This is a genomic window from Curtobacterium sp. 458, assembly GCF_030406605.1.
GTDB lineage: Bacteria > Actinomycetota > Actinomycetes > Actinomycetales > Microbacteriaceae > Curtobacterium.
Window position 1 is genome coordinate 2,113,006 of the sequence record NZ_CP129104.1, and the last position, 23,809, is coordinate 2,136,814.

Annotated in this window: 23 protein-coding genes and 1 tRNA gene; 18 read left to right on the plus strand and 6 right to left on the minus strand. The window is 71.8% G+C overall.

The genetic code is table 11. The features are described from left to right. The first annotated feature begins 91 nt into the window (after positions 1 to 91). Entirely contained in the window at positions 92 to 433 is a 342-nt protein-coding gene (locus tag QPJ90_RS10560) for a hypothetical protein (protein ID WP_290131197.1), read from the plus strand. A 227-nt stretch (positions 434 to 660) separates the two neighbouring features. On the opposite strand, the gene QPJ90_RS10565 is transcribed toward QPJ90_RS10560, so the two are convergent. After that, positions 661 to 1,035, minus strand: a complete 375-nt coding sequence (locus QPJ90_RS10565; protein WP_290134209.1) for a MerR family transcriptional regulator — start codon at positions 1,033 to 1,035, stop codon at positions 661 to 663. Between the two features lie 58 nt (positions 1,036 to 1,093). On the opposite strand from QPJ90_RS10565, the gene QPJ90_RS10570 reads away from it, so the two are divergent. From QPJ90_RS10570 to ccsB, 6 genes are all read left to right on the plus strand, one after another. Beyond that, positions 1,094 to 2,584, plus strand: a complete 1,491-nt coding sequence (locus tag QPJ90_RS10570; RefSeq protein ID WP_290131198.1) for a SulP family inorganic anion transporter — start codon at positions 1,094 to 1,096, stop codon at positions 2,582 to 2,584. Between the two features lie 79 nt (positions 2,585 to 2,663). Further along, entirely contained in the window at positions 2,664 to 3,320 is a 657-nt protein-coding gene (locus tag QPJ90_RS10575; protein ID WP_290131199.1) for a histidine phosphatase family protein, read from the plus strand. Further along, positions 3,317 to 3,937, plus strand: a complete 621-nt coding sequence (locus QPJ90_RS10580) for a TlpA disulfide reductase family protein (protein ID WP_290131200.1) — start codon at positions 3,317 to 3,319, stop codon at positions 3,935 to 3,937. The genes QPJ90_RS10575 and QPJ90_RS10580 overlap by 4 nt, the downstream gene beginning before the upstream one ends. Positions 3,938 to 3,981: 44 nt before the next feature. Then, entirely contained in the window at positions 3,982 to 4,680 is a 699-nt protein-coding gene (locus QPJ90_RS10585) for a cytochrome c biogenesis protein CcdA (protein ID WP_290134210.1), read from the plus strand. A gap of 154 nt (positions 4,681 to 4,834) precedes the next feature. Then, positions 4,835 to 6,457 (plus strand): cytochrome c biogenesis protein ResB, encoded by a 1,623-nt coding sequence (locus QPJ90_RS10590; protein WP_290134211.1) that lies wholly within the window; start codon positions 4,835 to 4,837, stop codon positions 6,455 to 6,457. Between the two features lie 2 nt (positions 6,458 to 6,459). Further along, a complete protein-coding gene (gene ccsB, locus QPJ90_RS10595; protein ID WP_290131201.1) occupies positions 6,460 to 7,452 on the plus strand; it encodes a c-type cytochrome biogenesis protein CcsB in 993 nt (330 codons plus the stop codon). 247 nt (positions 7,453 to 7,699) lie between these two features. On the opposite strand, the gene QPJ90_RS10600 is transcribed toward ccsB, so the two are convergent. Continuing rightward, positions 7,700 to 8,686 carry an o-succinylbenzoate synthase gene (locus QPJ90_RS10600; protein ID WP_290131202.1) on the minus strand — a complete coding sequence of 329 codons (987 nt, stop codon included), beginning with the start codon at positions 8,684 to 8,686 and terminating at the stop codon, positions 7,700 to 7,702. A 143-nt stretch (positions 8,687 to 8,829) separates the two neighbouring features. On the opposite strand from QPJ90_RS10600, the gene QPJ90_RS10605 reads away from it, so the two are divergent. From QPJ90_RS10605 to QPJ90_RS10620, 4 genes are all read left to right on the plus strand, one after another. Further along, positions 8,830 to 9,492, plus strand: coding sequence for a hypothetical protein (locus tag QPJ90_RS10605; RefSeq protein ID WP_290131203.1), 663 nt, complete (start codon positions 8,830 to 8,832; stop codon positions 9,490 to 9,492). Positions 9,493 to 9,540: 48 nt separating this feature from the next. After that, a complete protein-coding gene (locus QPJ90_RS10610) occupies positions 9,541 to 10,470 on the plus strand; it encodes a 1,4-dihydroxy-2-naphthoyl-CoA synthase (protein WP_290131204.1) in 930 nt (309 codons plus the stop codon). Then, the gene (locus tag QPJ90_RS10615; protein WP_290131205.1) at positions 10,470 to 11,606 is read left to right on the plus strand and encodes an AMP-binding protein; all 1,137 of its coding nucleotides are present in this window, start codon (positions 10,470 to 10,472) and stop codon (positions 11,604 to 11,606) included. Before QPJ90_RS10610 ends, QPJ90_RS10615 begins: the two co-directional genes overlap by 1 nt. 109 nt (positions 11,607 to 11,715) lie before the next feature. Beyond that, positions 11,716 to 12,714 (plus strand): 1,4-dihydroxy-2-naphthoate polyprenyltransferase, encoded by a 999-nt coding sequence (locus QPJ90_RS10620; RefSeq protein WP_290131206.1) that lies wholly within the window; start codon positions 11,716 to 11,718, stop codon positions 12,712 to 12,714. Positions 12,715 to 12,881: 167 nt separating this feature from the next. Here QPJ90_RS10620 and QPJ90_RS10625 read toward each other — a convergent pair whose 3' ends face one another. Continuing rightward, positions 12,882 to 13,202 carry a DUF4229 domain-containing protein gene (locus QPJ90_RS10625; RefSeq protein WP_290131207.1) on the minus strand — a complete coding sequence of 107 codons (321 nt, stop codon included), beginning with the start codon at positions 13,200 to 13,202 and terminating at the stop codon, positions 12,882 to 12,884. A gap of 63 nt (positions 13,203 to 13,265) precedes the next feature. On the opposite strand from QPJ90_RS10625, the gene QPJ90_RS10630 reads away from it, so the two are divergent. Further along, a complete protein-coding gene (locus QPJ90_RS10630; RefSeq protein WP_290131208.1) occupies positions 13,266 to 13,634 on the plus strand; it encodes a PLDc N-terminal domain-containing protein in 369 nt (122 codons plus the stop codon). A 40-nt stretch (positions 13,635 to 13,674) separates the two neighbouring features. Next, positions 13,675 to 15,405: a 2-succinyl-5-enolpyruvyl-6-hydroxy-3-cyclohexene-1-carboxylic-acid synthase gene (menD, locus tag QPJ90_RS10635; RefSeq protein ID WP_290131209.1), complete on the plus strand. Its 1,731-nt coding sequence runs from the start codon at positions 13,675 to 13,677 to the stop codon at positions 15,403 to 15,405. 113 nt (positions 15,406 to 15,518) lie between these two features. Here menD and QPJ90_RS10640 read toward each other — a convergent pair whose 3' ends face one another. Next, a complete protein-coding gene (locus QPJ90_RS10640) occupies positions 15,519 to 16,778 on the minus strand; it encodes an isochorismate synthase (protein WP_290131210.1) in 1,260 nt (419 codons plus the stop codon). Positions 16,779 to 16,875: 97 nt separating this feature from the next. Between QPJ90_RS10640 and QPJ90_RS10645 the strand changes: the two genes are divergently transcribed. The 4 genes from QPJ90_RS10645 to QPJ90_RS10660 all read left to right on the plus strand — a co-directional run bounded on the left by QPJ90_RS10645 (position 16,876) and on the right by QPJ90_RS10660 (position 21,388). Next, on the plus strand, positions 16,876 to 17,685 hold the full coding sequence (locus tag QPJ90_RS10645) for a demethylmenaquinone methyltransferase (RefSeq protein ID WP_290131211.1): 810 nt from the start codon (positions 16,876 to 16,878) through the stop codon (positions 17,683 to 17,685). A 30-nt stretch (positions 17,686 to 17,715) separates the two neighbouring features. Then, positions 17,716 to 18,792 (plus strand): polyprenyl synthetase family protein, encoded by a 1,077-nt coding sequence (locus QPJ90_RS10650; protein WP_290131212.1) that lies wholly within the window; start codon positions 17,716 to 17,718, stop codon positions 18,790 to 18,792. 81 nt (positions 18,793 to 18,873) lie between these two features. Further along, positions 18,874 to 20,247, plus strand: coding sequence for an FAD-dependent oxidoreductase (locus tag QPJ90_RS10655; RefSeq protein ID WP_290131213.1), 1,374 nt, complete (start codon positions 18,874 to 18,876; stop codon positions 20,245 to 20,247). A gap of 13 nt (positions 20,248 to 20,260) precedes the next feature. Further along, positions 20,261 to 21,388: a heparan-alpha-glucosaminide N-acetyltransferase domain-containing protein gene (locus QPJ90_RS10660; protein WP_290131214.1), complete on the plus strand. Its 1,128-nt coding sequence runs from the start codon at positions 20,261 to 20,263 to the stop codon at positions 21,386 to 21,388. Between the two features lie 163 nt (positions 21,389 to 21,551). Here the strand turns inward: QPJ90_RS10660 and cls are convergent, their stop codons facing one another. Both cls and QPJ90_RS10670 read right to left on the minus strand, forming a co-directional pair. After that, the gene (cls, locus tag QPJ90_RS10665; RefSeq protein ID WP_290131215.1) at positions 21,552 to 23,012 is read right to left on the minus strand and encodes a cardiolipin synthase; all 1,461 of its coding nucleotides are present in this window, start codon (positions 23,010 to 23,012) and stop codon (positions 21,552 to 21,554) included. A gap of 38 nt (positions 23,013 to 23,050) precedes the next feature. Then, entirely contained in the window at positions 23,051 to 23,539 is a 489-nt protein-coding gene (locus QPJ90_RS10670; RefSeq protein ID WP_290131216.1) for a YajQ family cyclic di-GMP-binding protein, read from the minus strand. A gap of 145 nt (positions 23,540 to 23,684) precedes the next feature. Here QPJ90_RS10670 and QPJ90_RS10675 point away from each other — a divergent pair. Further along, positions 23,685 to 23,766: transfer RNA gene (locus tag QPJ90_RS10675), tRNA-Tyr, on the plus strand. Positions 23,767 to 23,809: the final 43 nt, after the last annotated feature.

Below are 23,809 nucleotides of genomic sequence, written 5' to 3' on the forward strand. Positions count from 1 at the left end.
CCCTCCACAGGTCTGCCGGGAGGCACGGATCGCCGCGTGCGGATCCGTAGCGTCGTCGACGTGGCCGGGTCGCGAGTTCGGGGGAGGTCCCATGACGGCAGGGACGGAGGGGCTCGCGGCCTGGCCGCCTGCGGCGGTGGCGACGGTGGTCGCGGCGGTCGTGACCACCGGGCTGACGTTGGTCGTCGCGGTGGTCGGTGGCGTCTGGGTCGTCCTGCGGTGGCGGCGGGACGTCGCGCGAGAAGAGCGTGACCGCTACTGGAGTCGACTCACGGTGGTGTTCGAGCTCATCTCGGACCGCGAGGTGGGACGGCGCGAGATCGGTCGAGGTCTCGCGAAGGCGATGTACGAAATGCAGAAGGTGCCTCGCGGCGAGGAACCGGCTGCGAAGGTGTTGGAGGAACTCTTGATCGACGGAAGGGGACGAAGGTGACCGGTCGACTACGCCGAGCGTGGGGCGAACTGGTCCGGCCGGAGCCGCGGACCGGAGCAGACCCGCGTCCTCGCGTCGGACCCGACCCGGGTGAGGACCTGTGGGAGTGGGCGCAGCGACGCTCGATCGAATGGCAACTGCACGTCGAGGAGGGAGAGCTCCGGATGGACCTGGCACGTCGTGCGATGCGCGCGAGGGTGTTGGCCGAGGGTGACGCGGTCGCCGGGTCAGGGGAGCGAAGCGCGGAGTGAACCGAGCGTGCCGATGAACTCCTCGGCCATGCCGGCGCGCTCGACGAGCTTCGCGTGTCGGGCCCGCGCGTCCTCCAGGAACTCGTCCAACCGTGCGGCCAGGGCCGGTTCGTCGTCGGCCGTCCGGGCGCGGAGCGCATCGACGACCCGCAGCAGTTCTGCCATCTCGTCGAGGGTGAACCCGAGGGGCTTCATGCGACGGATGACCAGCAGCCGTTCGAGGTCCTCCGCGGTGTAGACGCGGAACCCACCCGTGGTGCGTCCGCTCGGCACGAGCAGCCCGACCTCGTCGTAGTGCCGGATCGTGCGCAGGGACATGCCGGCCCGGTCGGCCAGCTCCCCGATGTGCATCGTCTCCACGGAACCAGCGTACCGACCTTACCCTCACGTGAGGGTAGGGTTGCCGACGATGTCCGCGATCACGCACGCCCCGACGCCCGCCACCGTCCTCGGGGCACTCCGTTCCCCACGCCTGCTCACCCGTGAGGTCCTCGCCGGCGTCGTGACGGCGCTCGCCCTCATCCCCGAAGCGATCTCCTTCTCGGTCGTCGCGGGTGTCGACCCGGCGGTCGGTCTGTTCTCCAGCGTGGTGATCGCCGTCGTGATCGCGATCGTCGGCGGCCGACCGGCGATGGTGTCCGCCGCCGCGGGGTCGGTCGCGCTGGTCATCGCTCCGCTCGTCCGCGACCACGGCATCGCCTACCTGGTGCCCGCGGTCCTCCTCGGCGGCGTCGTCCAGATCGTCCTCGGTCTGCTCGGGGTGGCGCGGCTCATGCGGTTCATCCCGCGGAGCGTGAACGTGGCGTTCGTGAACGCCCTCGCGATCCTCATCTTCACCGCGCAGCTGCCGAACCTGTTCGGCCACGACGTGCCGTTCGTGGTGTGGCCGCTCACGGCCCTCGGCATCGCGGTGATCGTCGGCTTCCCGTTCCTGACGAAGGCCGTCCCCGCGCCCCTCGTCGCGGTCGTCGTGATCACCGCGATCACGATCGTGTTCGGCGTCGCGGTGCCGACCGTCGGCGACGAGGGTGCCCTGCCGACGGCGCTGCCCGGGTTCAACGGCGTCACGGTCCCGGTCACGTTCGAGACGCTGCAGATCATCGCGCCGTACGCCGTCGGCATGGCGGTGGTCGGGCTGATCGAGACGCTGCTGACCGCCCAGCTCGTCGACGCGATCACCGAGACCGGGTCGAGCAAGTGGCGGGAGTCGTGGGGGCAGGGTGTCGCGAACATCGCGTCGGCGTTCTTCGGCGGGACCGGCGGCTGCGCGATGATCGGCCAGACCGTCATCAACGTGAAGACCGCCGGCGCACGGACCCGGATCTCGACGTTCGTCGCGGGCGTCTCCGTGCTCGTGCTGACCATCGTCCTGCACGACCTCGTGGCGCAGATCCCGATGGCGGCGCTCACCGCGGTCATGGTCATGGTCTGCGTCGCGACCTTCGACTGGCACAGCATCCGACCGAACACCCTGCGCCGGATGCCGCTCGGCGAGACCGTCGTCATGGCGCTCACGGTCGTGGTCGTGGTCGTGACGGACAACCTCGCGACGGGCGTGCTCGTCGGGGTCGTGGCTGCCGCACTGGTCTTCGCCCGCCGAGCCGCCCACGTGGTGTCGGTCGTCCGCGAGCCCGTGGACGAGCGCACCGTCCGGTACCGGGTGCGGGGCGCGCTCTTCTTCGCGAGCTCGAACGACCTCGTGACCCGGTTCTCATACGCCGAGGACCCCGAGCACGTCGTCGTCGACATGACCGACGCGCACGTGTTCGACGCGAGCACCGTGGCCGCGCTCGACGGCGTCGAACAGCGGTACGCGCAGCACGGCTCGACCGTCCGGGTGGAGAACCTCAACACCGGCTCGGTCGCCATCCACGGGCGTCTGTCCGGCCACCTCGGCTGAACGCTCGGCTGAAGGTCCCCGCAGCCGTGAATCCCCTGGGCGGGGGGTGGGAGCGTCCGGGCGACCTAGACTGGAGGTCATGCCCGCGACCCGAGTCCACCTCGTCCGTCACGGCGAGGTGCACAACCCCGGCCGTGTCCTCTACGGTCGGCTCCCGGGCTTCGGACTGAGCGACCTCGGCAAGCAGATGGCGTCCGCGTCGGCAACGGCGTGGCACGATGCCGGCGTCGACGTCCGGCGCATCGTCGCCTCACCGCTGCAGCGCACGCAGGAGTCCGCGGCGCCCTGGGCGGACGCCTACGGGCTCGAGGTCGCCCTCGACGAGCGCCTCATCGAGCCGACGAACCGGTACGAGGGGCAGCCCCCGGGGTTCACCAAGCGCTCGATCGGGCGTCCGGCCGAGTGGCCGTGGATCGCGAACCCGTTCCGCCCGAGCTGGGGCGAGGCCTACGAGTCCATCGCCAACCGCATGCTCGCGGCCGTCGCCACGGCATGGGAGAGCGTCGACGAGGGGGACGTCGTCCTCGTCAGTCACCAGTTGCCCATCTGGATGGTGCACCGTCGTCTCGCCGGGGAGCACCTGTGGCACGACCCGCGGCAGCGGCGGTGCGACCTCTCCAGCATCACGACCCTCGAGCGTGTGCCAGCCACGCCGACCGGTCGCTTCGCCGAGGTCGGGTACGCGGACCCTGCCGAACGGCTCCGGGAGACCGCGATCGACGAAGGAGCAGTGTGAGGACCACCAGCAAGCGACTCGCGACGGTGGCGGCGACGGCGGTCATCGCCGCGCTCGCCCTCGCCGGGTGCTCGTCGAGCAACGACGCGCTCACGAAGCAGTACGGCAACGGGACCACGCAGAACTACATCTCCGGCAACGGCGCGGTGACCGAGGTCGCCGTGGACAAGCGCACCGACCCGATCTCGTTCGACGTGAAGAGCATGACCGGGGAGCGACTGTCGTCGAAGGCCCTCAAGGGCAAGGTCGTCGTCGTCAACTTCTGGTACGCCAGCTGCCCGCCGTGCCGTGCCGAGGCGAAGTACCTCAACACGGTCGAGGCGAAGTACTCCACCGACCAGGTCCAGTTCATCGGCGTGAACGTCCGCGACGAGCAGGCCACGGCCGAGGCGTTCGAGCGCACGTTCGGGACCGACTACCCGACCGTGCTCGACGCCGGCACGGGCTCCATGCAGTTGGCGATGTCCGGTCAGGTCGCGCCGAACGCGGTCCCCGCGACGATCGTCCTCGACAAGGAGGGCCGCGTCGCCGCTCGCGTCCTCGGCGCGGTGGACGGCCCCGGCATCCTCGACACCCTGGTCAGCGACGAGCTGACCGGGAAGGCCAAGGCCTCCTGACCGTGGCCAGCAACCCCTTCGCCGACGCGATCCTCAGCGGCCAGATGGCGGTCGCGCTGCCCGTGGCGGCGCTCGCGGGACTCGTGTCGTTCCTCTCGCCGTGCGTCCTGCCGCTCGTCCCGGGCTACCTCGGGTACGTCGGCGGCGTCGCGGAGGGCGGGCAGCGCAAGGGGCGGGTCGTCCTCGGTGTGCTGCTGTTCATCCTCGGCTTCACGGCCGTCTTCGTCGCGTACACGACGGTGTTCGGCGCGCTCGGGTTCTGGCTCGTCCGGTGGCGCGACCTCATCACGCAGGTGCTCGGCGTCCTGGTCATCCTGATGGGCCTCGTGTTCGTGGGGCGCTTCACGTTCATGCAGCGCACCATCAAGCCGAGCTGGACGCCCGCCACCGGGCTGGTCGGCGCGCCCCTGCTCGGCATCGTGTTCGGCCTCGGGTGGACGCCGTGCCTCGGCCCGACCCTCGCCGCGATCAACCTGCTCAGCGTGCAGTCCGGCAGCGCCTGGCAGGGCATGTGGCTCGGAGTGGCGTACTGCCTCGGCCTCGGCATCCCGTTCGTCCTCGTCGCGCTCGGCGCCGGCTGGGCGACCGGGGCGATCCGGGCCGTGAAGCGCCACATGCGCACCGTCAACATCATCGGAGGAGCGATCCTGATCGTCATCGGTCTGCTCATGGTCACCGGCATCTGGTCGGCCGTCATGTCGAGCCTCGGGGCGGTGATCCAGAGCTTTGTCCCGGCAGTCTGACCACGACGGCACGGCAGCGCAGGACGGCGCCGACGCGCAAGACGGCGCCGACGCGCAGGACGCGGCGACCGACGCGCAGGAGGGCACCGACCTCGTCTCCGACCCGCAGCGGCCGTCCGACCACGTCGACAGTGCCCCCGCGCCGCGCGAGCGGATCGCCCCGGGCGGCGCCGACGTCGCGCAGCCGAAGCTCGGCCTCGTCGGGTACCTCCGGTTCTTCTGGCGCCAGCTGACGAGCATGCGCACGGCGCTGTTCCTGCTGATGCTGCTCGCGCTCGCGGCCATCCCGGGCTCGCTCGTCCCGCAGCGCACCGCCGACCCGAACGGCGTCGTGCAGTACAAGTCCGACCACCCCGCGCTCTACCCGGTGCTCGACAAGCTCCAGGTCTTCGACACCTACACGTCCGTGTGGTTCTCGGCGATCTACCTGCTCCTGTTCGTGTCGCTGATCGGGTGCATCGTCCCGCGCACGAAGCACCACTGGCAGGCGCTGCGCACCCGGCCGCCGAAGACCCCCGTCCGGCTCGGCCGACTCGCGGGCTTCCAGTCGGTGCCGGTGGACGCGACCAGCGTCGGGACCGGGGCCGACGGAGCGGACGCCGCCACGGGCCTCCCGTCCGTCGACCACGCGGTGACGCGCGCCGCGGCGATCCTGAAGCGCTCCGGCTACCGCGTCGAGCGCTTCGGCGACTCCGTCAGCGCGGAGCGCGGCTACCTGCGTGAGACCGGCAACCTCGTCTTCCACGCCGCCCTCGTCGGGGTGCTGCTCGCCGTCGGCGTCGGCGGCGGCTTCGGGTTCACCGGTCAGCGCCTGCTCGTCGAGGGGCAGACGTTCTCGAACAGCCTCGTGGCCTACGACTCGTTCAACCCGGGGCGCTGGTTCCAGCAGTCCGACCTGCAGGGCTACAACCTCAAGCTCGACAAGTTCGTGACGAAGTACGAGGAGAAGAACCTCAACGCCCTCGGACAGGCGCTCGACTACGACGCCACCGTCACGACGACGACGAAGAGCGGCCAGACGAAGACCCAGCGGCTCGGCGTGAACGACCCGGTCTCGATCGGCGGGACCAACGTGTACCTGCTCGGCAACGGCTACGCGATGCAGGTGACCGTCCGGGACGGCAAGGGCAACGTGGCGTTCAAGGACGTCGTGCCGTTCCTGCCGCAGGACGCGAACTACACGTCGGTCGGCGTCATCAAGGTGCCGGACGCGAAGCCGGACCAGCTCGGGATCCAGGGCTTCTTCTACCCGACGGCGCAGGAGATGTCGACGGGCGCGTTCACCAGCACCTACCCGGACACCGAGAACCCGCTGCTCAGCCTGCAGGTCTACACGGGCGACCTCGGTCTCGACGACGGCGTCCCGCAGAGCGTCTACACGCTCGACACCAGCGGGCTGAAGGAGATCGCGGGCACCCGCGCGGACACGGCCTCGGTCCAGCTGGAGCCGGGCCAGACGAAGCAGCTCCCGGACGGCGCCGGGTCGATCACGTTCGACGGGGTGAAGCGCTACGTCTCCCTCGACGTGCACCACGACCCGTCGCAGCTCTGGGTCGGCGGCTTCGCGCTGCTCTCGACCCTGGGCCTCCTCACCTCGCTGTTCGTGCCCCGCCGCCGCGTGTGGGTGAAGGCCGTCCCGCGGAAGGGCGCCGAGCACGGCGAGTACGACCTCGAGTACGCGGGGCTCGCCCGCGGTGAGGACCCCAACCTCGAACGTGCGGTCGCGGAGATCGCCAAGCGGCACGTGTCAGACCTCGGCGTTAGGATGCCCCAGTGAACATGACCGCGACTCTGGCCAGCTACTCGGTCGTCCTGACGTACTCGGCGATGGCCGTCTACGTCATCGCGTTCATCGCGTTCGCGCTCGACATGGCGAAGCGCGCGGGCAACGTCGCAGCGGGTGAGACCACCGCTGCGGCACCGTCCACCGCTGCCCCCGCCGAGACCGTCGCGACGGTCCGCGGCGGCACGGTCGTGCTCGAGAAGGTGGACGCCGGCACCCCGGCCGACCCGACGAAGCGCGGGACGAAGTTCGAGCGCGTCGGCATGGCGATGATGATCCTCGGGGTCATCCTGCACATCGGCGCCGTCGTGCTCCGGGGCATCGCCGCCGACCGCGTGCCGTGGGGCAACATGTTCGAGTTCTCCCTCACGGGGACGGCGCTCATCGTGCTGATCTTCCTCGGGGTGCAGCTCTGGCAGAACCTCAAGTTCCTCGGCGTGTTCATCTCCGGTCTCACGCTCATCCTGCTCGGCGTCGCGACGGTGAACTACTACGTCCCCGTCGTCCCGCTCGTGGCCGCGCTCCAGTCGTACTGGCTCGTCATCCACGTGTTCGTCGCCATCGCCGGCACCGGGTTCTTCGCCCTGGGCGCCGGGCTCGCGGTGTCGCAGCTCGTGCAGACCTACCGCCAGGGCCGTCCGGTCTCGAAGAAGCTGCGCTTCATGGAGACGCTGCCTGACGCCGACCGGCTCGAGGTCCTGAGCTACCGGGTCATCCTCGTCGGCTTCGTCCTCTGGACCTTCACGCTCATCGCCGGCGCGATCTGGGCCGAGCGGGCCTGGGGCCGTTACTGGGGCTGGGACACGAAAGAGGTCTGGACCTTCATCATCTGGGTCCTCTACGCCGGCTACATCCACGCTCGGGCGACCCGCGGTTGGCGTGGCGCGCGCTCGTCGTGGCTGGCGCTCATCGGTTTCGGTGCGGTGATGTTCAACTTCTCCGTCGTCAACGTCTTCTTCAAGGGCCTGCACAGCTACTCGGGCCTGTGAGCCTGGGGCGCTGACGCGCCACGACCGGACGGGAGGCGCGGTGCCAGCTGGCACCGCGCCTCCCGTCGTCCTGTGCGTGCGTTCGGCGTGCTGAGTCTGGCCGTCGGCGGGATCCGATCACGACTCCCCGGCTGCGCGCACTCACGCGGTCACGAACGGTCGCCCCGGCGTCCGGACACCGACGTTCCGCGACCGGTGGTCGGGCGTGAGCGGGGTGTCGTGACCGGCCCCGCGAGCCGCGTGCCGGTCAAGCGGCGAGCACGGCGTGCACACGACGGACGCGGTCGAGCCACCACGCGGTCCGCTCGGGCGACGCCGCGTGCCGTTCGAGCAGGCCCCGGTCGACGTCGACCCGCCGCACCGCGATCCGCCCGTCGACGGGGAGCAGCGGGTCCGCCGAGACGTCCGCCGCGAACATCGCCGCCGTCCCGAGTCCGGCCGCGAACACGGGTGCCATCGAGCGCGCCGCGAGGAACGCACCCATCCCGAGTCCGACCGAGGTGTCGAGCGCACTCGAGACCACACAGGGGAGCCCGGCATCGGTGACGATCGCAGCAGCGGCCGTCACGCCACCGAGCGGCTGCGCCTTCACCACGAGGACGTCGGCGGCCCCGGCCCGGGCGACGGCGAGCGGGTCGGAGGCCTTGCGGACGCTCTCGTCCGCCGCGATCCGGACGCCGAGGCCGTCGATGCGCGACCGCAGCTCGGCGAGCTCCGGGACGCTCGCCACCGGCTGCTCCGCGTACTGCAGGTCGAACACCGCGAGCCGCTCCAGCGCGACGGCTGCTTGTTCAACGGACCAGAGGCCGTTGGCGTCGACCCGGACGGCGGCGTCCGGGCCCATCACCCGTCGGACCTCGGCGACGCGTGCGACGTCGTCGTCCAGGGTCGTGCCGGGCTCCGCGACCTTGACCTTGGCGGTCGTGCAGCCGGGGTACCGCGCGAGCAGCTCGGCGACCTGCGCGGCACCGATCGCGGGCACGGTGGCGTTCACCGGCACGGAGTCGGACGCTGCCTCGTGCGCGGTCCACCCGAAGTCGACGGCGGCACGGAGCCACGCGGCTGCTTCGGCGTCGTCGTACTCGACGAACGGCGAGAACTCCGTCCACCCCTCGGGGCCGCGGAGGACGACGGCCTCGCGGGTGGTGATCCCGCGGAACCGGACGCGCATCGGCAGGGACACCACGTGGGCGTCGGCGAGGAGTTCAGCGAGGTCGGGGAGCACGATGACCATCCTCCCAGGAGCGTCCAGGGTGCCCCACGGTTGTTCGGAGGGGACCGCCAGCGCAGCGCACTAGCATGCGACGGTCGGCCACGGTCGGCGCAGACGTCGGCGGGGCCCGAGCCCGCCGGACGACCGACGTAGAGGGAGGCTCGGTGTCGCCGGATCCGCAGCGAGGAGCAGCACCACGCGGTGCGACTCCGCAGCAGCGCGCCACCGCAGCGCAGCAGCGTGCAGCGCAGCAGCAGGGGACGGCCCAGCAGCAGCGGACGGCCCAGCAGCAGCGGGCAGCGCAGCCGCAACGGGCAGCGCAACCCCGAGCAGCCGAACAACAGCGGGCAGCGCAGGCCCGTACCGCCGCCCGGACGCAGACCCAGCAGCAGCGGGGCGGCGCCGTCCAGGCCCGCTCGGCCGGAGCCGCCCGCTCGACCGGTCAGACCGACGAGTTCGCCCGGCTCATGCAGCGGAACACCGTGGACGTCCGCAACGCCCGCGGTGCCACCCGTCGTCGTCGCAACCCCCTGGTCGGCAAGATCGCCCTCGGCATCGCCGTGGTCTGCGCCGCCATCGACGCGAGCGCCTTCGCCGTGTTCGTCGGCGGCGACACGACCTTCGCGTTCGGCATCTGCTTCGTGACGGTGTTCCTGACCCTCGTCGCCGCGGTCCTCGGGTTCATCGCGGCGGTCGGCTCGCTCGGCCGCTGGTACGGGGCGATCGGTGTCGTGGTGGCGTTCCTCGCCAACCCGGTGATCCTCATCGTCCTGATCGTCGTCGTGGCGCCGGAGCTCCTCACGGACATGGGCGGCAGCGCGACCTGACCGGGAAGCACCGGCAGCGCACCGGCAGCCCGGCGGTACGTTGGACGCATGCCTGCCCCTGTCTCCGACCTGTTCGATCCCGACGTCTGGACCGAGGCTCCGATCGCGGAGCACTTCACCGACATCACGTACCACAAGCACGTCTCGCAGGGGATCGTCCGCGTCGCGTTCGACCGTCCCGAGGTCCGGAACGCCTTCCGCCCCCGCACGGTCGACGAGCTCTACCGTGCCCTCGACGACGCGCGGCAGGACCCTCGGGTCGGTGTCGTGCTGCTCACCGGCAACGGCCCGAGCCCGAAGGACGGCGGCTGGGCGTTCTGCTCCGGCGGTGACCAGCGCATCCGAGGTCGGAGCGGCTACCAGTACGTCGGCGACGAGGGCGCCCCGCCCGAGGGCGTCGACCCGGCTGCGGCGCAGGCGTCGATGGGCCGGCTGCACATCCTCGAGGTCCAGCGGCTCATCCGCATGATGCCGAAGGTCGTCATCGCGGTGGTGCCCGGCTGGGCAGCCGGTGGCGGGCACTCCCTGCACGCGATCTGCGACCTCACGATCGCGAGCGCCGAGCACGGCCGGTTCAAGCAGACCGACGCCGACGTGGGCTCGTTCGACGGTGGGTACGGAAGCGCCTACTACGCGAAGCAGATCGGGCAGAAGTTCGCCCGCGAGGTCTTCTTCCTCGCCCAGGAGTACTCCGCCCAGCGCGCGTACGAGATGGGTGCCGTGAACGCGGTCGTCCCGCACGAGGACCTCGAGCGTGAGGCGATCCGCTGGGGCGAGATCGTCCTCGGCAAGTCCCCGACGGCGATCCGGATGCTCAAGTACGCGTTCAACGCGGTCGACGACGGCATGGTCGGGCAGCAGGTGTTCGCGGGCGAGGCGACGCGCCTCGCCTACGGCACCGACGAAGCCGTGGAGGGCCGCGACTCGTTCCTCGAGAAGCGCAAGCCCGAGTGGACCTCCTTCCCCTGGCACTACTGATGCCCCGCCCGCTGGTCGCGCTCGGCACGTCCGACCCCTCCGCGGTGCTGCGCGGCCTGGAGGCAGCACTCGCCGGCGGCCCCGCCCTGCTCCCCGTCGCCGAAGGTGCTCCAGCGCTGCCGACGCCGCCTCCGGCCGACGTCCCCAGGCGGGTCGCCCTGGTGGTGGAGACGAGCGGATCGACGGGCACGGGCAAGCGGGTGGCGCTGTCGTCCGAGGCACTGCTCGCCGGGGCAGCAGCCGCCGACGCGGCGCTCGGCGGACCGGGACACTGGCTGCTCGCCCTCCCGACGCACTACATCGCCGGGCTCAACGTCCTGACGCGGTCGATCACCGCGGGGACGACGCCGGTCCTCGTGCCTCCGGGGCACTTCGACCCGGCGGCCTTCGCCGACGCCGCGGACCGGCTCGTGACCGACCGTTCGGCTCCGAACCGGTACACCTCGCTCGTGCCGGTCCAGCTCGCCCGGGTGCTCGACGACGAGCGGGCCACCGCGGCCCTCGCGGGGTTCGACGCGGTGCTCGTCGGCGGGCAGGCGACGCCCGAGCCGCTGCGCGAGCGTGCCCGGTCCGCCGGGGTGCGTATCGTGACGACCTACGGCGCGAGCGAGACGAGCGGCGGGTGCGTGTACGACGGCACGCCGCTGGGCCCCGTGCACACGACGGTCGACGACGGCGAACTGCTGCTCGCGGGACCCGTGCTGGCCGAGGGCTACCTCGGCGACGAGGAGCGCACGTCCCGGGCGTTCACCGAGCTCGACGGGCAGCGCTGGTACCGCACGGGCGACGCCGGGGCGGTGGTCGACGGTCGGGTCCGCGTGACCGGTCGGCTCGACGACGTCGTGATCTCCGGCGGCGAGAAGGTCCCGCTCGGCGCCGTCGAACGGATCGTCCGCGGACTGCCGGGCCAGGACGGCGCGGTCGTCACACGACGGACCTCGGGGGAGTGGGGCGAGGTGCCGGTGGTGGTCACCGAGCGTCCGCTGGACCTCGACACCGTCCGCGAAGCCGTCGGCGCCGTGCTCGGCCGCGCCGCCCGACCGGCCGACGTGGTGGTGGTCGACCGCCTGCCGATGCTCGCGACCGGCAAGCCGGACCGCCGGGCGCTCCGCGCGCTCGTCGACCCGGCCACCTGATCGGGCGGGTCGACCCGGTCCGGCGATCCGTGCCTCCCGTTCGGTACCCACGCCGTCGGCGCACGGATGGTCGTCGTCCTCATGGTGATCGCCGGTACGATGATCGGCCGTGGCACGATCGAAGCAGCAGAGCCGTCCCAAGGGCCGGAGTGGCAACCCCGCGAAGGCCGCAGGCCTGCAGCGGGGCGGACAGCGGAAGGCGACCGCTCGCGACTGGATCGGCGGCGCCCGTCTGCGGACCCTGACGCTCGGCGTGGTCCCGGTGGTGCTCGGCACGGCCGTCGCGTTCGTGGACAGCGGCGACCCCGGCGACTTCGGGGACTACCTGACGAAGGACGGGCACCTCGCGATCGCCATCCTCGCCCTCGCCGTGGCTCTGTTCCTGCAGATCGGCGTGAACTACAGCAACGACTACTCCGACGGCGTGCGCGGGACGGACGAGTACCGGGTCGGACCCGCTCGACTGACCGGAGCGGGCATCGCGAAGCCCCGCACGGTGCTGACCGTCGCGCTGACGTTCTTCGGCCTCGCTGCCGTCGCTGGACTCGTCATCGTGGTGCTGACCGGCCTCTGGTGGATCCTGCTCGTCGGGGCGGCCGCGATCGTCGCCGCCTGGTTCTACACCGGCGGCAAGCGGCCCTACGGGTACAACGCCCTCGGCGAGGTGTTCGTGTTCGTGTTCTTCGGCCTCGTCGCCGTGCTCGGGACGCAGTACACGCAGATCCAGCAGGTGACGACGAGCGGCTGGGCGGCGGCCGTCGCTGCCGGGTTCTTCGCCTGCGCCGTGCTCATGGTGAACAACATCCGCGACATCGACGAGGATCGGGCGGCCGGCAAACGGACCCTCGCGGTGGTGCTCGGCCGGACGGTCGCGCGCACGCTGTACGGCCTGTTCCTGATGCTCCCGTACGTGGTGCTGCTCTGGTTCGTGCTGCTCTACTTCCGCACCGGGCTGACGTACTTCTCGCTGCTGCTCGCGCTCCCGGCCCTCGTGATCGGGGTCTCGACGCGGAAGCCGCGCGAGCTGATCACGGCGCTGCAGCTCTCGTCGTTCGCGTCGCTCGCGTACGGCGTGGTGCTCGGCATCACGCTCGCCGTCCAGCCGTAGCCGGGCAGCGGCGGGTGCGCCCGCCGCGACGCGATTTGCGGCTGCACAACCGAAGTCACCCCGAACCAGCGGAACGCGCGGTTCGGGGTGACTCCGGTTGGGCGAACGGCGCTCGCACCTTGAACACGGCGCGCCCGCGCCGCCGCGCCGCGTCAGGCGTCGCCGCGTCAGGCGTCGTCGCGACGCGTGGCGTGCCGATCGGCGTCGGAGACGGGCTGCTCGCGCGGGGCCTCACCGTCGGCGGCGTCCACGAAGTCGTCCTCGAAGTCGGTGTCGGCGTCGTGTGCCGGCCCCGGTCGACGCTCGGCCAGGCTCAGCGCGACCCGGTGGCGGAGCTTCCCGAGGGCGATGTACGACACCAGCAGCCCCACGAGCGCGGCGACGATCGTGGCCCAGTACCAGGGCATCGGCGTCAGGACGAGCAGCAGCACGAGGGCGGCCGCGAAGACGCCGAGACGGGCCAGGGTGTAGAGGAGCCACGCTTTCACGCGACAAGTGTACGAAGCTCCGGATGGCAGGTGCTGTACAGGCGCCGTGCCTAGACTCCGTGCATGGTCCGACTGTGGCTCGTCGTCGTCGTCGCCGCCGTGGCGTTCACGGTGTGGGCGGCGATCGACTGCGCCACGATGCCCCGCCAGCGCGTGCGTTCCCTGAGCCGCGGCGTGTGGGTCCTGCTCGTGATCGTCCTCCCCGTCGTCGGCGGTGTCCTCTGGCTCCTGCTCGGTCGGGCACCCGCCGGTCCGGGCCCCGCGCAGCGGTACCGTGGACCCGAAGACGACCCGGACTTCCTCGGCGGCGGACCCACGCCCCCGGAGCGGTCCCGCACGGACAAGGACCAGGACGACGCAACCCTCCGAGACCTCGAAGACCAGTTCCACGACCGGGACGCCCGGGACGACGACGGACGCCAGAACGGCTGAGCGACACCCGGCCAGCAGCACGCCGGCCGACACCGCCGGCGTGCGCCGCAGCCCGGCGACCGACTTCGCCGTCGCGCTCCTGCAGGAACTCGCGCGTACGGGTGTCACGGACGTCGTGGTCAGCCCCGGCTCTCGGTCGCAGGCCCTCGCGCTCGCGGCCGTCGCACTCGAGCGCGCCGGTGGCACCACCGTGCACGTGCGGCTCGACGAGCGCACGGCCGGGTTCTTCGCGCTCGGCCTCGCGGTCGAGACCGGCCGCCCCGCCGCCGTCGTCACGACCAGCGGCACGGCGGTCGCGAACCTGCACCCGGCCGTCCTCGAGGCGCACCACTCCGGCGTCCCGATGATCGTCCTGAGCGCCGACCGCCCGGACGAGCTCCGCGGCATCGGCAGCAACCAGACGACCGTCCAGCCGGGGATCTTCGGGCCCGCGGTGTCGTTCGTCCGTGACGTGCAGGCTCCGGTCGCCGAAACCCCCGCCGACGAACTCCACCGCACGGCTCGCGAGCTCGCCCGACAGGCCGTCGCCGCCGCGTCCGGGCACGAGGGCCAGCCCGGACCGGTGCAGCTCAACGTCGCCCTCCGCGAGCCCCTGTCCGCCGGGCTCGCCGACGGTGCGGTCGCGGCCGTGCCCGACGACGAGGTCGACACCGCGTACGCCGCGCGCCGACAGCACACCGGCCTGCCCGTCGCCGAGCTGACACCGGACGAGGAGCCCGCGACCGTCGTCATCGCCGGGCACGACGCCGGCGAGGACGCCGAACGGATCGCCTGGGAGCTCGGGGCACCGCTCATCGCCGAGGTGTCGAGCGGGGCCCACTTCGGTCGGCACCTCGTCGTCGCCTACCGGCAACTCCTGCAGGACCCGGCGTTCGGCGGCGCCGTCCGTCGCGCCGTCGTGCTCGGACACCCCACGCTCAGCCGCGAGGTCCCCACGCTGCTGCAGCGGGCCGACGTCGAGACGATCGTGGTCCGCGCACCGGGAGCCGACGTCTACGACCCGGCCCGTGCCTCCCGGCCGGACGCGGCGACCACGGTCGTGTCCGGCGTCCGCGTCACGGGCCGCACCACCCCGGCGCACCGCGCGTGGGTGGGCCGCTGGGTGGTCGCGAGCCGCGCGCTGCTCGGCGAGGGTGACGCCGCGCCCGACCTGGACGCGAAGCGGTCGCCCGACCGCGCCGAGCGGAACCGGTTCCTCCGCGACGAGGTGGCGCTCCGCCGACGCCCCGTCGACCGAGCGATGCTCGCCGAGGCCGTGTGGGGCGTCACCTGGCCGCACGACCGGCTCGTGCTCGGCGCGTCACAGCTCATCCGCGTCGCGGACGGACGGGTCCCGGGCAAGAAGCTGCGTGTGCACGCCAACCGCGGACTCGCGGGCATCGACGGCACCGTGTCGACCGCCCTCGGCATCGCGGCGGCGCTCGAACGGTCGTCCGCCTCGATCGGGACGACCCGCGTGCTCGTCGGGGACCTCACGTTCCTGCACGACCTCGGGGCCTTCGTCACCGGGACCGCGGAGCGCACGCACCGGGTGCAGGTGGTCGTGGGCAACGACGGCGGCGGGGCGATCTTCCGGGGGCTCGAGGTCGCGGCCACCACGCCCGAGGCCGACATGACCCGCATGATGAGCACGCCGCAGCACGTGGACGTCGAGCGGGTGGTCACCGGGCTCGGGTGGCAGTACCGGCGTGCCGCGACGTGGGGTGACCTGGAGCAGGTGCTGACGGACCCGACCGAGCGGATCGTCATCGAGGTGCCGCTGGCCGACTGAGCGGCGTGGGCCGCGTGGTCTCGCTGGTCGCGTCCGTCGGGCGCTGGTCGTGACGGCCTGGAGGCACGGCGCCGGCCCGCCACGCGCCTCCCGTCCGGCGGGTGGCGCGGCCGTCAGGCGAGGGCGTCGGTGATCGGGCGGAACTTCAACGCGGTCTCGGCGACCTCGCGCTCCGGGACCGACCCCGCGACGATGCCCGCACCGGCCCAGGCCCGCACCGTCCGGTCCGGGGTGATGCGGGCGCTGCGGAGCGCGAGCATCCACTCGCCGTCGCCGTTCGCGCCCAGCCAGCCGACCGGCCCGGCGTAGCGTCCGCGGTCGACGCCCTCCAGCTCCGAGACCAGTCGCACGGCGACGTCGGTCGGGGTGCCCGCGACGGCTGCGGTCGGGTGCAGGGCGTCGGCGACGTCGAGCGACGTCGTCCCCGCGGGCAGGGTCGCCTGCACGTCGGTCGCGAGGTGCCAGAGGTTCGGCAACTGCAACCGGAACGGCTCCGGGTCGGCGCGGAGGTCGGTGGCGAGGGGACGGAGGGCGGCGAGCAGGCTCTCGATCGCGAAGGCGTGCTCCTCCACGTCCTTCGTGCTCGACGCGAGGGCCTCGGCGGCGGCGCGGTCCGACACCGGGTCGTCACCGCGTGCGGCGCTGCCGGCGAGCACCCGCGCGGACACCCGCGTGCCGTCGGTGCGGGCGAGCGTCTCGGGCGTCGCTCCGACGATCCCGTCGACGGCGAAGGTCACGCACTGCGGGTACGCCTCGGCGAGGTCGAGGAGGAGCGCGCGCTGGTCGGCGTCCTCCGGCAGCGTGCCGACGAGGTCACGGGCGAGGACGACCTTCCGGGCGTCGCCGGCGCCGATGCGGCGGACGGCCTCGGCGACCGAGCGGGCGTAGGCGTCCTCGTCGATGCGTCCCGGCGTGAGCGCCACCCGGACGTGACCGCCCACGCGGGGGACCGGCACCGAGGTCCGGCGGAACGCCAGCGGTGCCGGGTCGGGCGTCGTGTCGACGGCGGTCAGCCAGGCCTTGCCGCGACGACGGCCGATGACCACGCGGGGGACGATGAGCACGCTCGTGTCGGCGGAGTCGTCCGCGAACGCGAAGGCACCGAAGGCGACGAGGCCGGAGCCGCGGAGCTGCACGGGGTCGTCGACCTCGGCCGACGCGACGACGTCCCGCCAGAGGGCCGAGGCATCGCGCATCCGGGACGGCCCCGTGAACTCGAACCGCAGCGCCTCACCGATCCCGACGATCCCGTCACCACCACGGACGAAGGCCAGCGGGGCGTCGTGCAGGGTGTGGCGGAGGACGTCGCCCGGGTCGTCGAGGATCCGGGTCGAGACCGTCAGCGGCGGGGCGGCCGTGGTGGTTCGGGGCACGCACCGATCGTACGCGCAGCACCCCTGCCGGTCGCGTCCGGGCCACGCGACGCACGCTCACGGGAACGCACCGGCACGGACCTCTAGGATTGGTCGGGTGAGCAGAGCGGACCTGAACAAGCGGCCGGACGAAGTGGCGGCCATGTTCGACGACGTCGCGGCGAAGTACGACCTCACGAACGACATCCTCTCCGCGGGCAACGCCCCGCTGTGGCGCGTCGCGACGGTCCGGGCGGTCGACCCGCAGCCGGGCGAGAAGGTGCTGGACATCGCCGCCGGCACCGGGACGAGCTCGGCGGCCTTCGCGAAGAAGGGTGCCGAGGTCACGGCGCTCGACCTGTCCGCCGGCATGATCCGCGTCGGCCGTGAGCGCCACCCCGAGATCACGTTCGTCGAGGGGGACGCCGAGCAGCTGCCCTTCGACGACGACACGTTCGACGCCGTCTCGATCTCCTTCGGCCTCCGAAACGTCAACGACCCGCAGCAGGCGCTCGGCGAGATGCTCCGCGTCCTCAAGCCCGGCGGCCGCGTCGTCATCTGCGAGTTCTCCACGCCGCCGCTCGCGCTCCTGCGCTTCGGGTACGGCACCTACCTCAAGCGGGTGCTGCCCGGCGTCGCGAAGCTGTCGTCGAGCAACCCCGCCGCCTACCGCTACCTCGCGGAGTCGATCGACGCGTGGCCCGAGCAGCAGGTGCTCAGCCAGTGGCTCCGCGGCGTCGGCTTCACGATGGTCGCCTACCGGAACCTCACGGCCGGTATCGTCGCACTGCACCGCGGCCGCAAGCCAGTCGCGGGCACGGTCCGCGCCTCGGTCGCTCGTCGCGCGAAGGCCCGCCGTGACCACCAGGTCACCGGCGAGCAGCCGCGCGTCCAGCCGGGCACCGACGCCGCCGACCACGACGGCTGAACCATCCCCTCCCCGAGTACGGAGCAGCACTTGAACCCGAGCGTCCCGGTCGCACGTCGCGCACCGAGTCTCCGCGCCTCGCTGGGCATCGGCGAACGGCTGTTCGCGTCCCCCGCCGACCGACGGTTCATCACCGCGGTGGACGACGGGCTCGAGGTCGTCGAGCACGCGCTCGAGGCCGCGATGCACTCGGCCGACACGCTGGCCGACACCACGAGCCGGTACCTGCTCGCCGCCGGTGGCAAGCGCATCCGGCCGACGCTCACGCTCCTCATCGCGCAGCTCGGCCGCGGCGTCACGGACGAGGTGGTGAAGGCCGCCGTGAGCATCGAGACCACCCACCTCGCGTCGCTGTACCACGACGACGTCATGGACGAGGCGCCCGTCCGTCGCGGGGTCCCCGCGGCGCACGTGACCTACGGCAACAACGTCGCGATCCTCACCGGGGACCTGCTCTTCGCCCGTGCGAGCCTCATCACGGCCGACCTCGGCGTCGAGGGCATCCGGATGCAGGCCGAGACCTTCCAGCGGCTCTGCCTGGGGCAGCTGCACGAGACGACCGGCCCGCGCGAGGGCGAGGACGCCGTCGCGCACTACATCCAGGTGCTCAGCGACAAGACGGGTTCGCTCATCGCGACCGCCGCGCGCGCTGGTGTCCTCTTCTCCGGGGCGGACCGGGCCTACCTCGAGCCGGTCGCGGTCTTCGGCGAGAAGGTCGGCGTGGCCTTCCAGCTCGTGGACGACGTCATCGACCTGGCTCCGGCGGGCGACCGCACCGGCAAGATCGCGGGGAACGACCTCCGTGCCGGCGTCGACACGCTGCCGCTGCTCCACCTCCGGGCCCTCGCTGCGACCGACCCCGACGCCGCGGCCGTGCTCCGACGGATCGAGGACGACGTCCGGGACGCCGACGACGACGCCGTGGACACCGAGGCCTACCAGTCCGCGGTCGCCGCCCTCCGCGACCACGAGGCGACCGCCACGACCCGGGCCGTCGCGGTCCGCTGGGCCGAGGAGGCAGTCGACGCGCTCGCTCCGCTGCCCGACGGCACCGTGAAGAAGGCCCTCACCCGGTTCGCGGAGTCCGTCGTCGACCGCAGCCGCTGACAACCGCTCGACGGTGCCCACCGGCACCGACGAGCCGCACGACCCCGGGAGCACCCCACCCGAACGAACTGGAGACGATCAGTGCCCACCCTCCGACTCGCCATCGTCGGCGCCGGCCCCGCCGGCATCTACGCCGCGGACATCCTGCTCCGCGAGGCGCACGGCCACGACGTGTCGATCGACCTCTTCGAGCAGCTCCCCGCGCCGTACGGGCTCGTCCGGTACGGGGTCGCGCCGGACCACCCCCGCATCAAGGGCATCATCAACGCCCTCCGCGACGTGCTGGACCGCGGCGTCGTCCGGCTGTTCGGCAACGTCCGCTTCGGCGAGGACATCACCCTCGAGGACCTCAAGAAGCACTACAACGCGGTCGTGTTCTCGACGGGCGCGATCAAGGACGCCGACCTCGACATCCCCGGCATCGACCTCGAGGGCTCGTACGGCGCCGCCGACTTCGTGAGCTGGTTCGACGGCCACCCGGACGTCCCGCGCACGTGGCCGCTCACGGCGGAGAGCGTCGCGGTGATCGGCAACGGCAACGTCGCCCTCGACGTCTCGCGGATCCTGGCGAAGCACGCCGACGACCTCCTGCCCACCGAGATCCCGGACAACGTGTACGAGGGACTCAAGACGAGCCCCGTCACCGACGTCCACGTGTTCGGCCGCCGCGGTCCGGCGCAGGTGAAGTTCACGCCGCTCGAGCTCCGCGAGCTCGGCGAGGTCCGCGACGTCGACATGGTCGTGTACGACGAGGACTTCGACCACGACGAGGCCTCGCTCGCGGCGATCCAGACGAACAAGCAGGTCATGGTGATCAACCGCGTCCTGAACCAGTGGCGCGAGCGGGAGGTCGGGCAGGCCAGCCGTCGTCTGCACCTGCACTTCTACGCGAAGCCCCTCGAGCTCGTCGGTGACGCGGACGGGCACGTCGCCGCGATCCGGTACGAGCGCACCCGGCCGAACGGCGAGGGCGGCGTCGAGGGCACGGGGGAGATCCGGGAGATCCCGGTCCAGGCCGCCTACCGCGCGGTCGGGTACTTCGGCTCGCCACTCCCCGGCCTGCCGTTCGACGAGCGCCAGGGCATCATCCCGAACCGCGAGGGCCAGGTCCTGGGCGAGGACGGTCAGCAGCTCCCCGGCGTCTACGCGACGGGGTGGATCAAGCGCGGACCGGTCGGCCTCATCGGGCACACGAAGTCCGACGCGATGGAGACCGTGCAGCACATCGTCAACGACCAGGCCTCGTGGTGGACCCCGGAGGACCCCTCCGCCGAGGCCGTCCCGGCCCTGCTCCGCGAGCGCGGCGTCGCCTACACGGACCTCGACGGCTGGCACAACCTCGACGAGCACGAGCTCGCGCTCGGCGCAGCGGTCGGCCGCGAGCGCATCAAGGTCGTCCCGCGTGACGAGATGGTCGACGTCTCGCTCGGCCGGGCCGCCGCCCCGACCAGCTGACGGACCGTTCGCCGTGACCACCGCAGCACGCCCCGTACCGCCCGACGCGGTGCGGGGCGTGCCCGCGTCGGGGCCCCGACTGCAGGGTGTCGACGTCGCCCGGGCGATCGCCCTGCTCGGCATGATCGCCACGCACGTCGGCGACGTCCCGGACGGGGTCGACTGGTCGGACCCGTCGACGTGGGTCGCCGTCGCGCACGGCCGGTCCTCGTCGCTCTTCGCCGTCCTCGCCGGGGTGTCGATCGGCCTCACGAGCGGTCGGACCCGCCCGCCAGGTCCGCCGCTCATCGGTCGGGTGCGAGCCCGTCTGGCGATCCGCGCCGTCGCGGTGGTCGGGATCGGCCTCCTGCTGATGGCGCTGGGCACGCCCGTGTACGTGATCCTCCCGACCTACGGCGTGCTCTTCCTGCTCGCGATCCCGGTGCTCCGGGTGCGCGCCCGCTGGCTCCTCGCCCTCGCGGGCGTGTGCGCGGTCGCTTCGCCCGTGGCCGCGCTCGCGGTGCTGCCCCTGTACGCGGAGGCGGGCATGTGGGAGGTCCAGCTCGGTCTGGTCTACCCGGTGATCACCTTCCTGGCGTACGTCCTGGTCGGGCTCGCGGTCGCCCGGGCCGGCGGTCTGGAGGCACGGGTCACCCAGGTCGCGCTCCTCGCGTCCGGCGCGCTGGTCGCCGTCGCGGCCTACGTCATCGGGACCGTGCTCGCGCCGGTGCCCGCCGATGCACCGTGGGCGTCGTTCCCCGGCGTGCCGTACGCACCGCAGGGCAGCACGCCGGCACAGGCCCTCGCGCAGGAGTTCCTGTCGCCGCGGGACCACTCCTCCTCGGTCGTCGACGTCGTCGCGACCGCCGGAGTCGCCGTCGCGGTGACGGCGCTGTGCTGCCTGCTCGTTGACGGTCGCGGCCGGACGGTGCAGCGGATCGCGTTCCCGCTCGTCGCCGTCGGCGCGATGCCCCTGTCGGTGTACGCCTTCCACCTCGTCGTGATCGCGTTCCTGCCCGATTACCCGCAGAGCGCCGCCGCCTGGGGATGGTTCGCGATCGGTTCGGTGCTCTTCGCGATGACGTGGCGCACGTTCCTCGGTCGCGGGCCGCTCGAGCGCCTGCTCGCCCGACTCACCGGAACCGTCCCGCTCACCCGCTGAACCACCGCCCCCCGGCCGCCGTCGAACCACGAACCCGACGTCGAACCAGGACCCGGACGCGGTTCGACGTCGCTTCCGCGGTTCGACGTACCGAAGTGCCCTTCGCGACCGCGCACCGGGGCGGGCCGACCCACAGGGGCCGACCCGTGCCTCCCGGCCGTGCCTACTGGAGCGCCGCCGTGAGCCGCGCGACGTTGTCGAGCACCTTCGACCGGCGCGGCCGGTCCACCCACGAGTCGAGCGTCAGCTCGAAGCTGTGCTCCTTGTAGGCGTCCTGCACCCGGCGGAGTGCGTCGACGAAGCGGCTGCCGCGGACCATCACCGACACCTCGAGGTTGAGGCTGAACGACCGCATGTCCATGTTGCTCGACCCGATCACGGCGACCTCGTCGTCGATCGTGAAGTGCTTCGCGTGCAGGATCGTCGGCGCCCGGTAGAGCCAGATCTTCACCCCGGCGCGGAGCAGCCCCTCGTAGTAGGAACGCTGCGCGTGCCAGGTCATCGCGTGGTCGCCCATCTCGCCGACGAAGAGCTCCACCTCGACCCCGCGCTGGGCCGTCGTCGTGATGGCGTAGAGCATCGAGTCGTCGGGGACGAAGTACGGCGACGTGATCGACACCTTCTGCTGCGCCGAGTACAGCAGCGCGTTGAAGAGGCGCAGGTTGTTCTCGCCGTCGAAGCCCGGACCGGACGGCACCACCTGGCAGTCGAGGGCGTCGCCGCGGTCAGCGCGCTGGACCGGGTCGCTCTCGCGGAGGAGCAGCTCGTCGGTCTCGCTGTACCAGTCCGTCACGAACAGGGCGTTGAGCCCCGCGACGACCGGCCCCTCGAACCGGGCGAACAGGTCCTTGTAGGCCATGTGCCGCTTCTTGTGCGACTCGAGGTCGTAGGACTTGTCGATGAGGTTCTGCGACCCCGTGAACGCGACCGAGCCGTCGATCACCATGATCTTGCGGTGGTTCCGGAGGTCGGGGCGCTGGAACTTCCCCTGCAGCGGCTTGAGCGGCAGCATGAGGTGCCACTCGATGCCGGCGCGGTCGAGGAACGCCAGCGTGTCCTTGTAGTCCGGGTAGCCGCGGCTCGCCCAGTGGTCGAGGAGGAACCGCACGGTCACGCCGCGGGACTGCGCACGGGCGAGGGCCTCGAAGAACGGTCGGGTCGTGTCGTCGAGCGTCGCGATGTAGAACTCGACGTGCACGAACCGACGCGACTGGTCGACCGCGCGCGTCATCTCGGCGTACGACTCCTCGTAGTCCGGGTAGAGCTCCGCCGAGTTGCCGCCGACGAGGGGCATCGACCCGAGCCCGCGGTTCAGCGTGACGATGCTCTCGAGCCACGGAGGCCACGGATGGTCCTTGCGGACGCGGTCCATGCCCTCGGTCTGGTCGAGGATGTACTGGTTGATCTCCGCCTGCTTGTCGCGGCGGTCACGTGGGAGCTTCGTCGACCCGATGACCAGGAACACGATGAACCCGATGTACGGGATCAGGAAGATCGCGAGCAGCCACGCCGTCGCGGTCTGCGGCTTCCGGTTGATCGGGACGTAGATGATCGAGAACACACGGATCGCGAGGTCGAGCAGGACCAGCAGGATCGTGATCGCGACGGAGAGCCAGTGCTCCACGGTGACGTCGTCGGTGTCGGGTCAGGCGGACGCGGGCGTCAGCGGAAGTTCACGAACTGCAGCGGGACGTCGAACTCTTCGCCCTTCAGCAGCTGGATGGTGTTCTGGAGGTCGTCGCGGCTCTTCGAGGACACCCGGAGCTCGTCGCCCTGGATCTGGCTCTTCACGCTCTTCGGCGCCTGCGCGCGGAGGAACGCGCCGATCTTCTTCGCGACGTCCTGCTCGATGCCGTTCTTGAACTTCACCTCGATGCGGAACTCCTTGCCCGAGGGGAAGGGGTCGCCGGCGTCGAGGCTCTTGAGGCTGATGCTGCGCTTGATCGCCTTGGACTGCAGCACGTCGAGGACGGCGCGGGCCCGCTCCTCGGAGTTCGCCTTGATGAGGACGTCGTCACCGCTGAACGCGATCGATGCGCCGGCGCCCTTGAAGTCGTAGCGCTGTTCGATCTCCTTGGCCGCCTGGTTGACGGCGTTCTCCGCCTCCATCTTGTCGACCTTGCTCACCACGTCGAAGGAACTGTCTGCCATGCCGGACAGCCTATCGGCGGCCGGGAGGCGCGGTTCAGGACCGCGGACCGGCCCGGCTCGACGGGGTGGTCACGACCACCCCCGCGCATCGGCTATGCTGTTCTGCGCGCCTCCGGTTGGTGATCACACGGGCTGGGTGCGCGATGGCAAGTTACCCAAGCGGCCAAAGGGATCTGACTGTAAATCAGCCGGCGTAGCCTTCGGGGGTTCGAATCCCTCACTTGCCACGTGATCGAAGCCCCCTCCTCGGAGGGGGCTTCGTCGTTCCCC

Excerpts from the sequence above, each read along its gene's own strand:
- QPJ90_RS10560 (WP_290131197.1), top strand. The coding sequence starts at position 92 with ATGACGGCAGGGACGGAGGGGCTCGCGGCCTGGCCGCCTGCGGCGGTG.
- QPJ90_RS10565 (WP_290134209.1), bottom strand. The coding sequence starts at position 1,035 with ATGCACATCGGGGAGCTGGCCGACCGGGCCGGCATGTCCCTGCGCACG.
- QPJ90_RS10570 (WP_290131198.1), top strand. The coding sequence starts at position 1,094 with ATGTCCGCGATCACGCACGCCCCGACGCCCGCCACCGTCCTCGGGGCA.
- QPJ90_RS10575 (WP_290131199.1), top strand. The coding sequence starts at position 2,664 with ATGCCCGCGACCCGAGTCCACCTCGTCCGTCACGGCGAGGTGCACAAC.
- QPJ90_RS10585 (WP_290134210.1), top strand. The coding sequence starts at position 3,982 with ATGGCGGTCGCGCTGCCCGTGGCGGCGCTCGCGGGACTCGTGTCGTTC.
- ccsB (WP_290131201.1), top strand. The coding sequence starts at position 6,460 with ATGACCGCGACTCTGGCCAGCTACTCGGTCGTCCTGACGTACTCGGCG.
- QPJ90_RS10600 (WP_290131202.1), bottom strand. The coding sequence starts at position 8,686 with ATGGTCATCGTGCTCCCCGACCTCGCTGAACTCCTCGCCGACGCCCAC.
- QPJ90_RS10610 (WP_290131204.1), top strand. The coding sequence starts at position 9,541 with ATGCCTGCCCCTGTCTCCGACCTGTTCGATCCCGACGTCTGGACCGAG.
- QPJ90_RS10615 (WP_290131205.1), top strand. The coding sequence starts at position 10,470 with ATGCCCCGCCCGCTGGTCGCGCTCGGCACGTCCGACCCCTCCGCGGTG.
- QPJ90_RS10630 (WP_290131208.1), top strand. The coding sequence starts at position 13,266 with ATGGTCCGACTGTGGCTCGTCGTCGTCGTCGCCGCCGTGGCGTTCACG.
- QPJ90_RS10670 (WP_290131216.1), bottom strand. The coding sequence starts at position 23,539 with ATGGCAGACAGTTCCTTCGACGTGGTGAGCAAGGTCGACAAGATGGAG.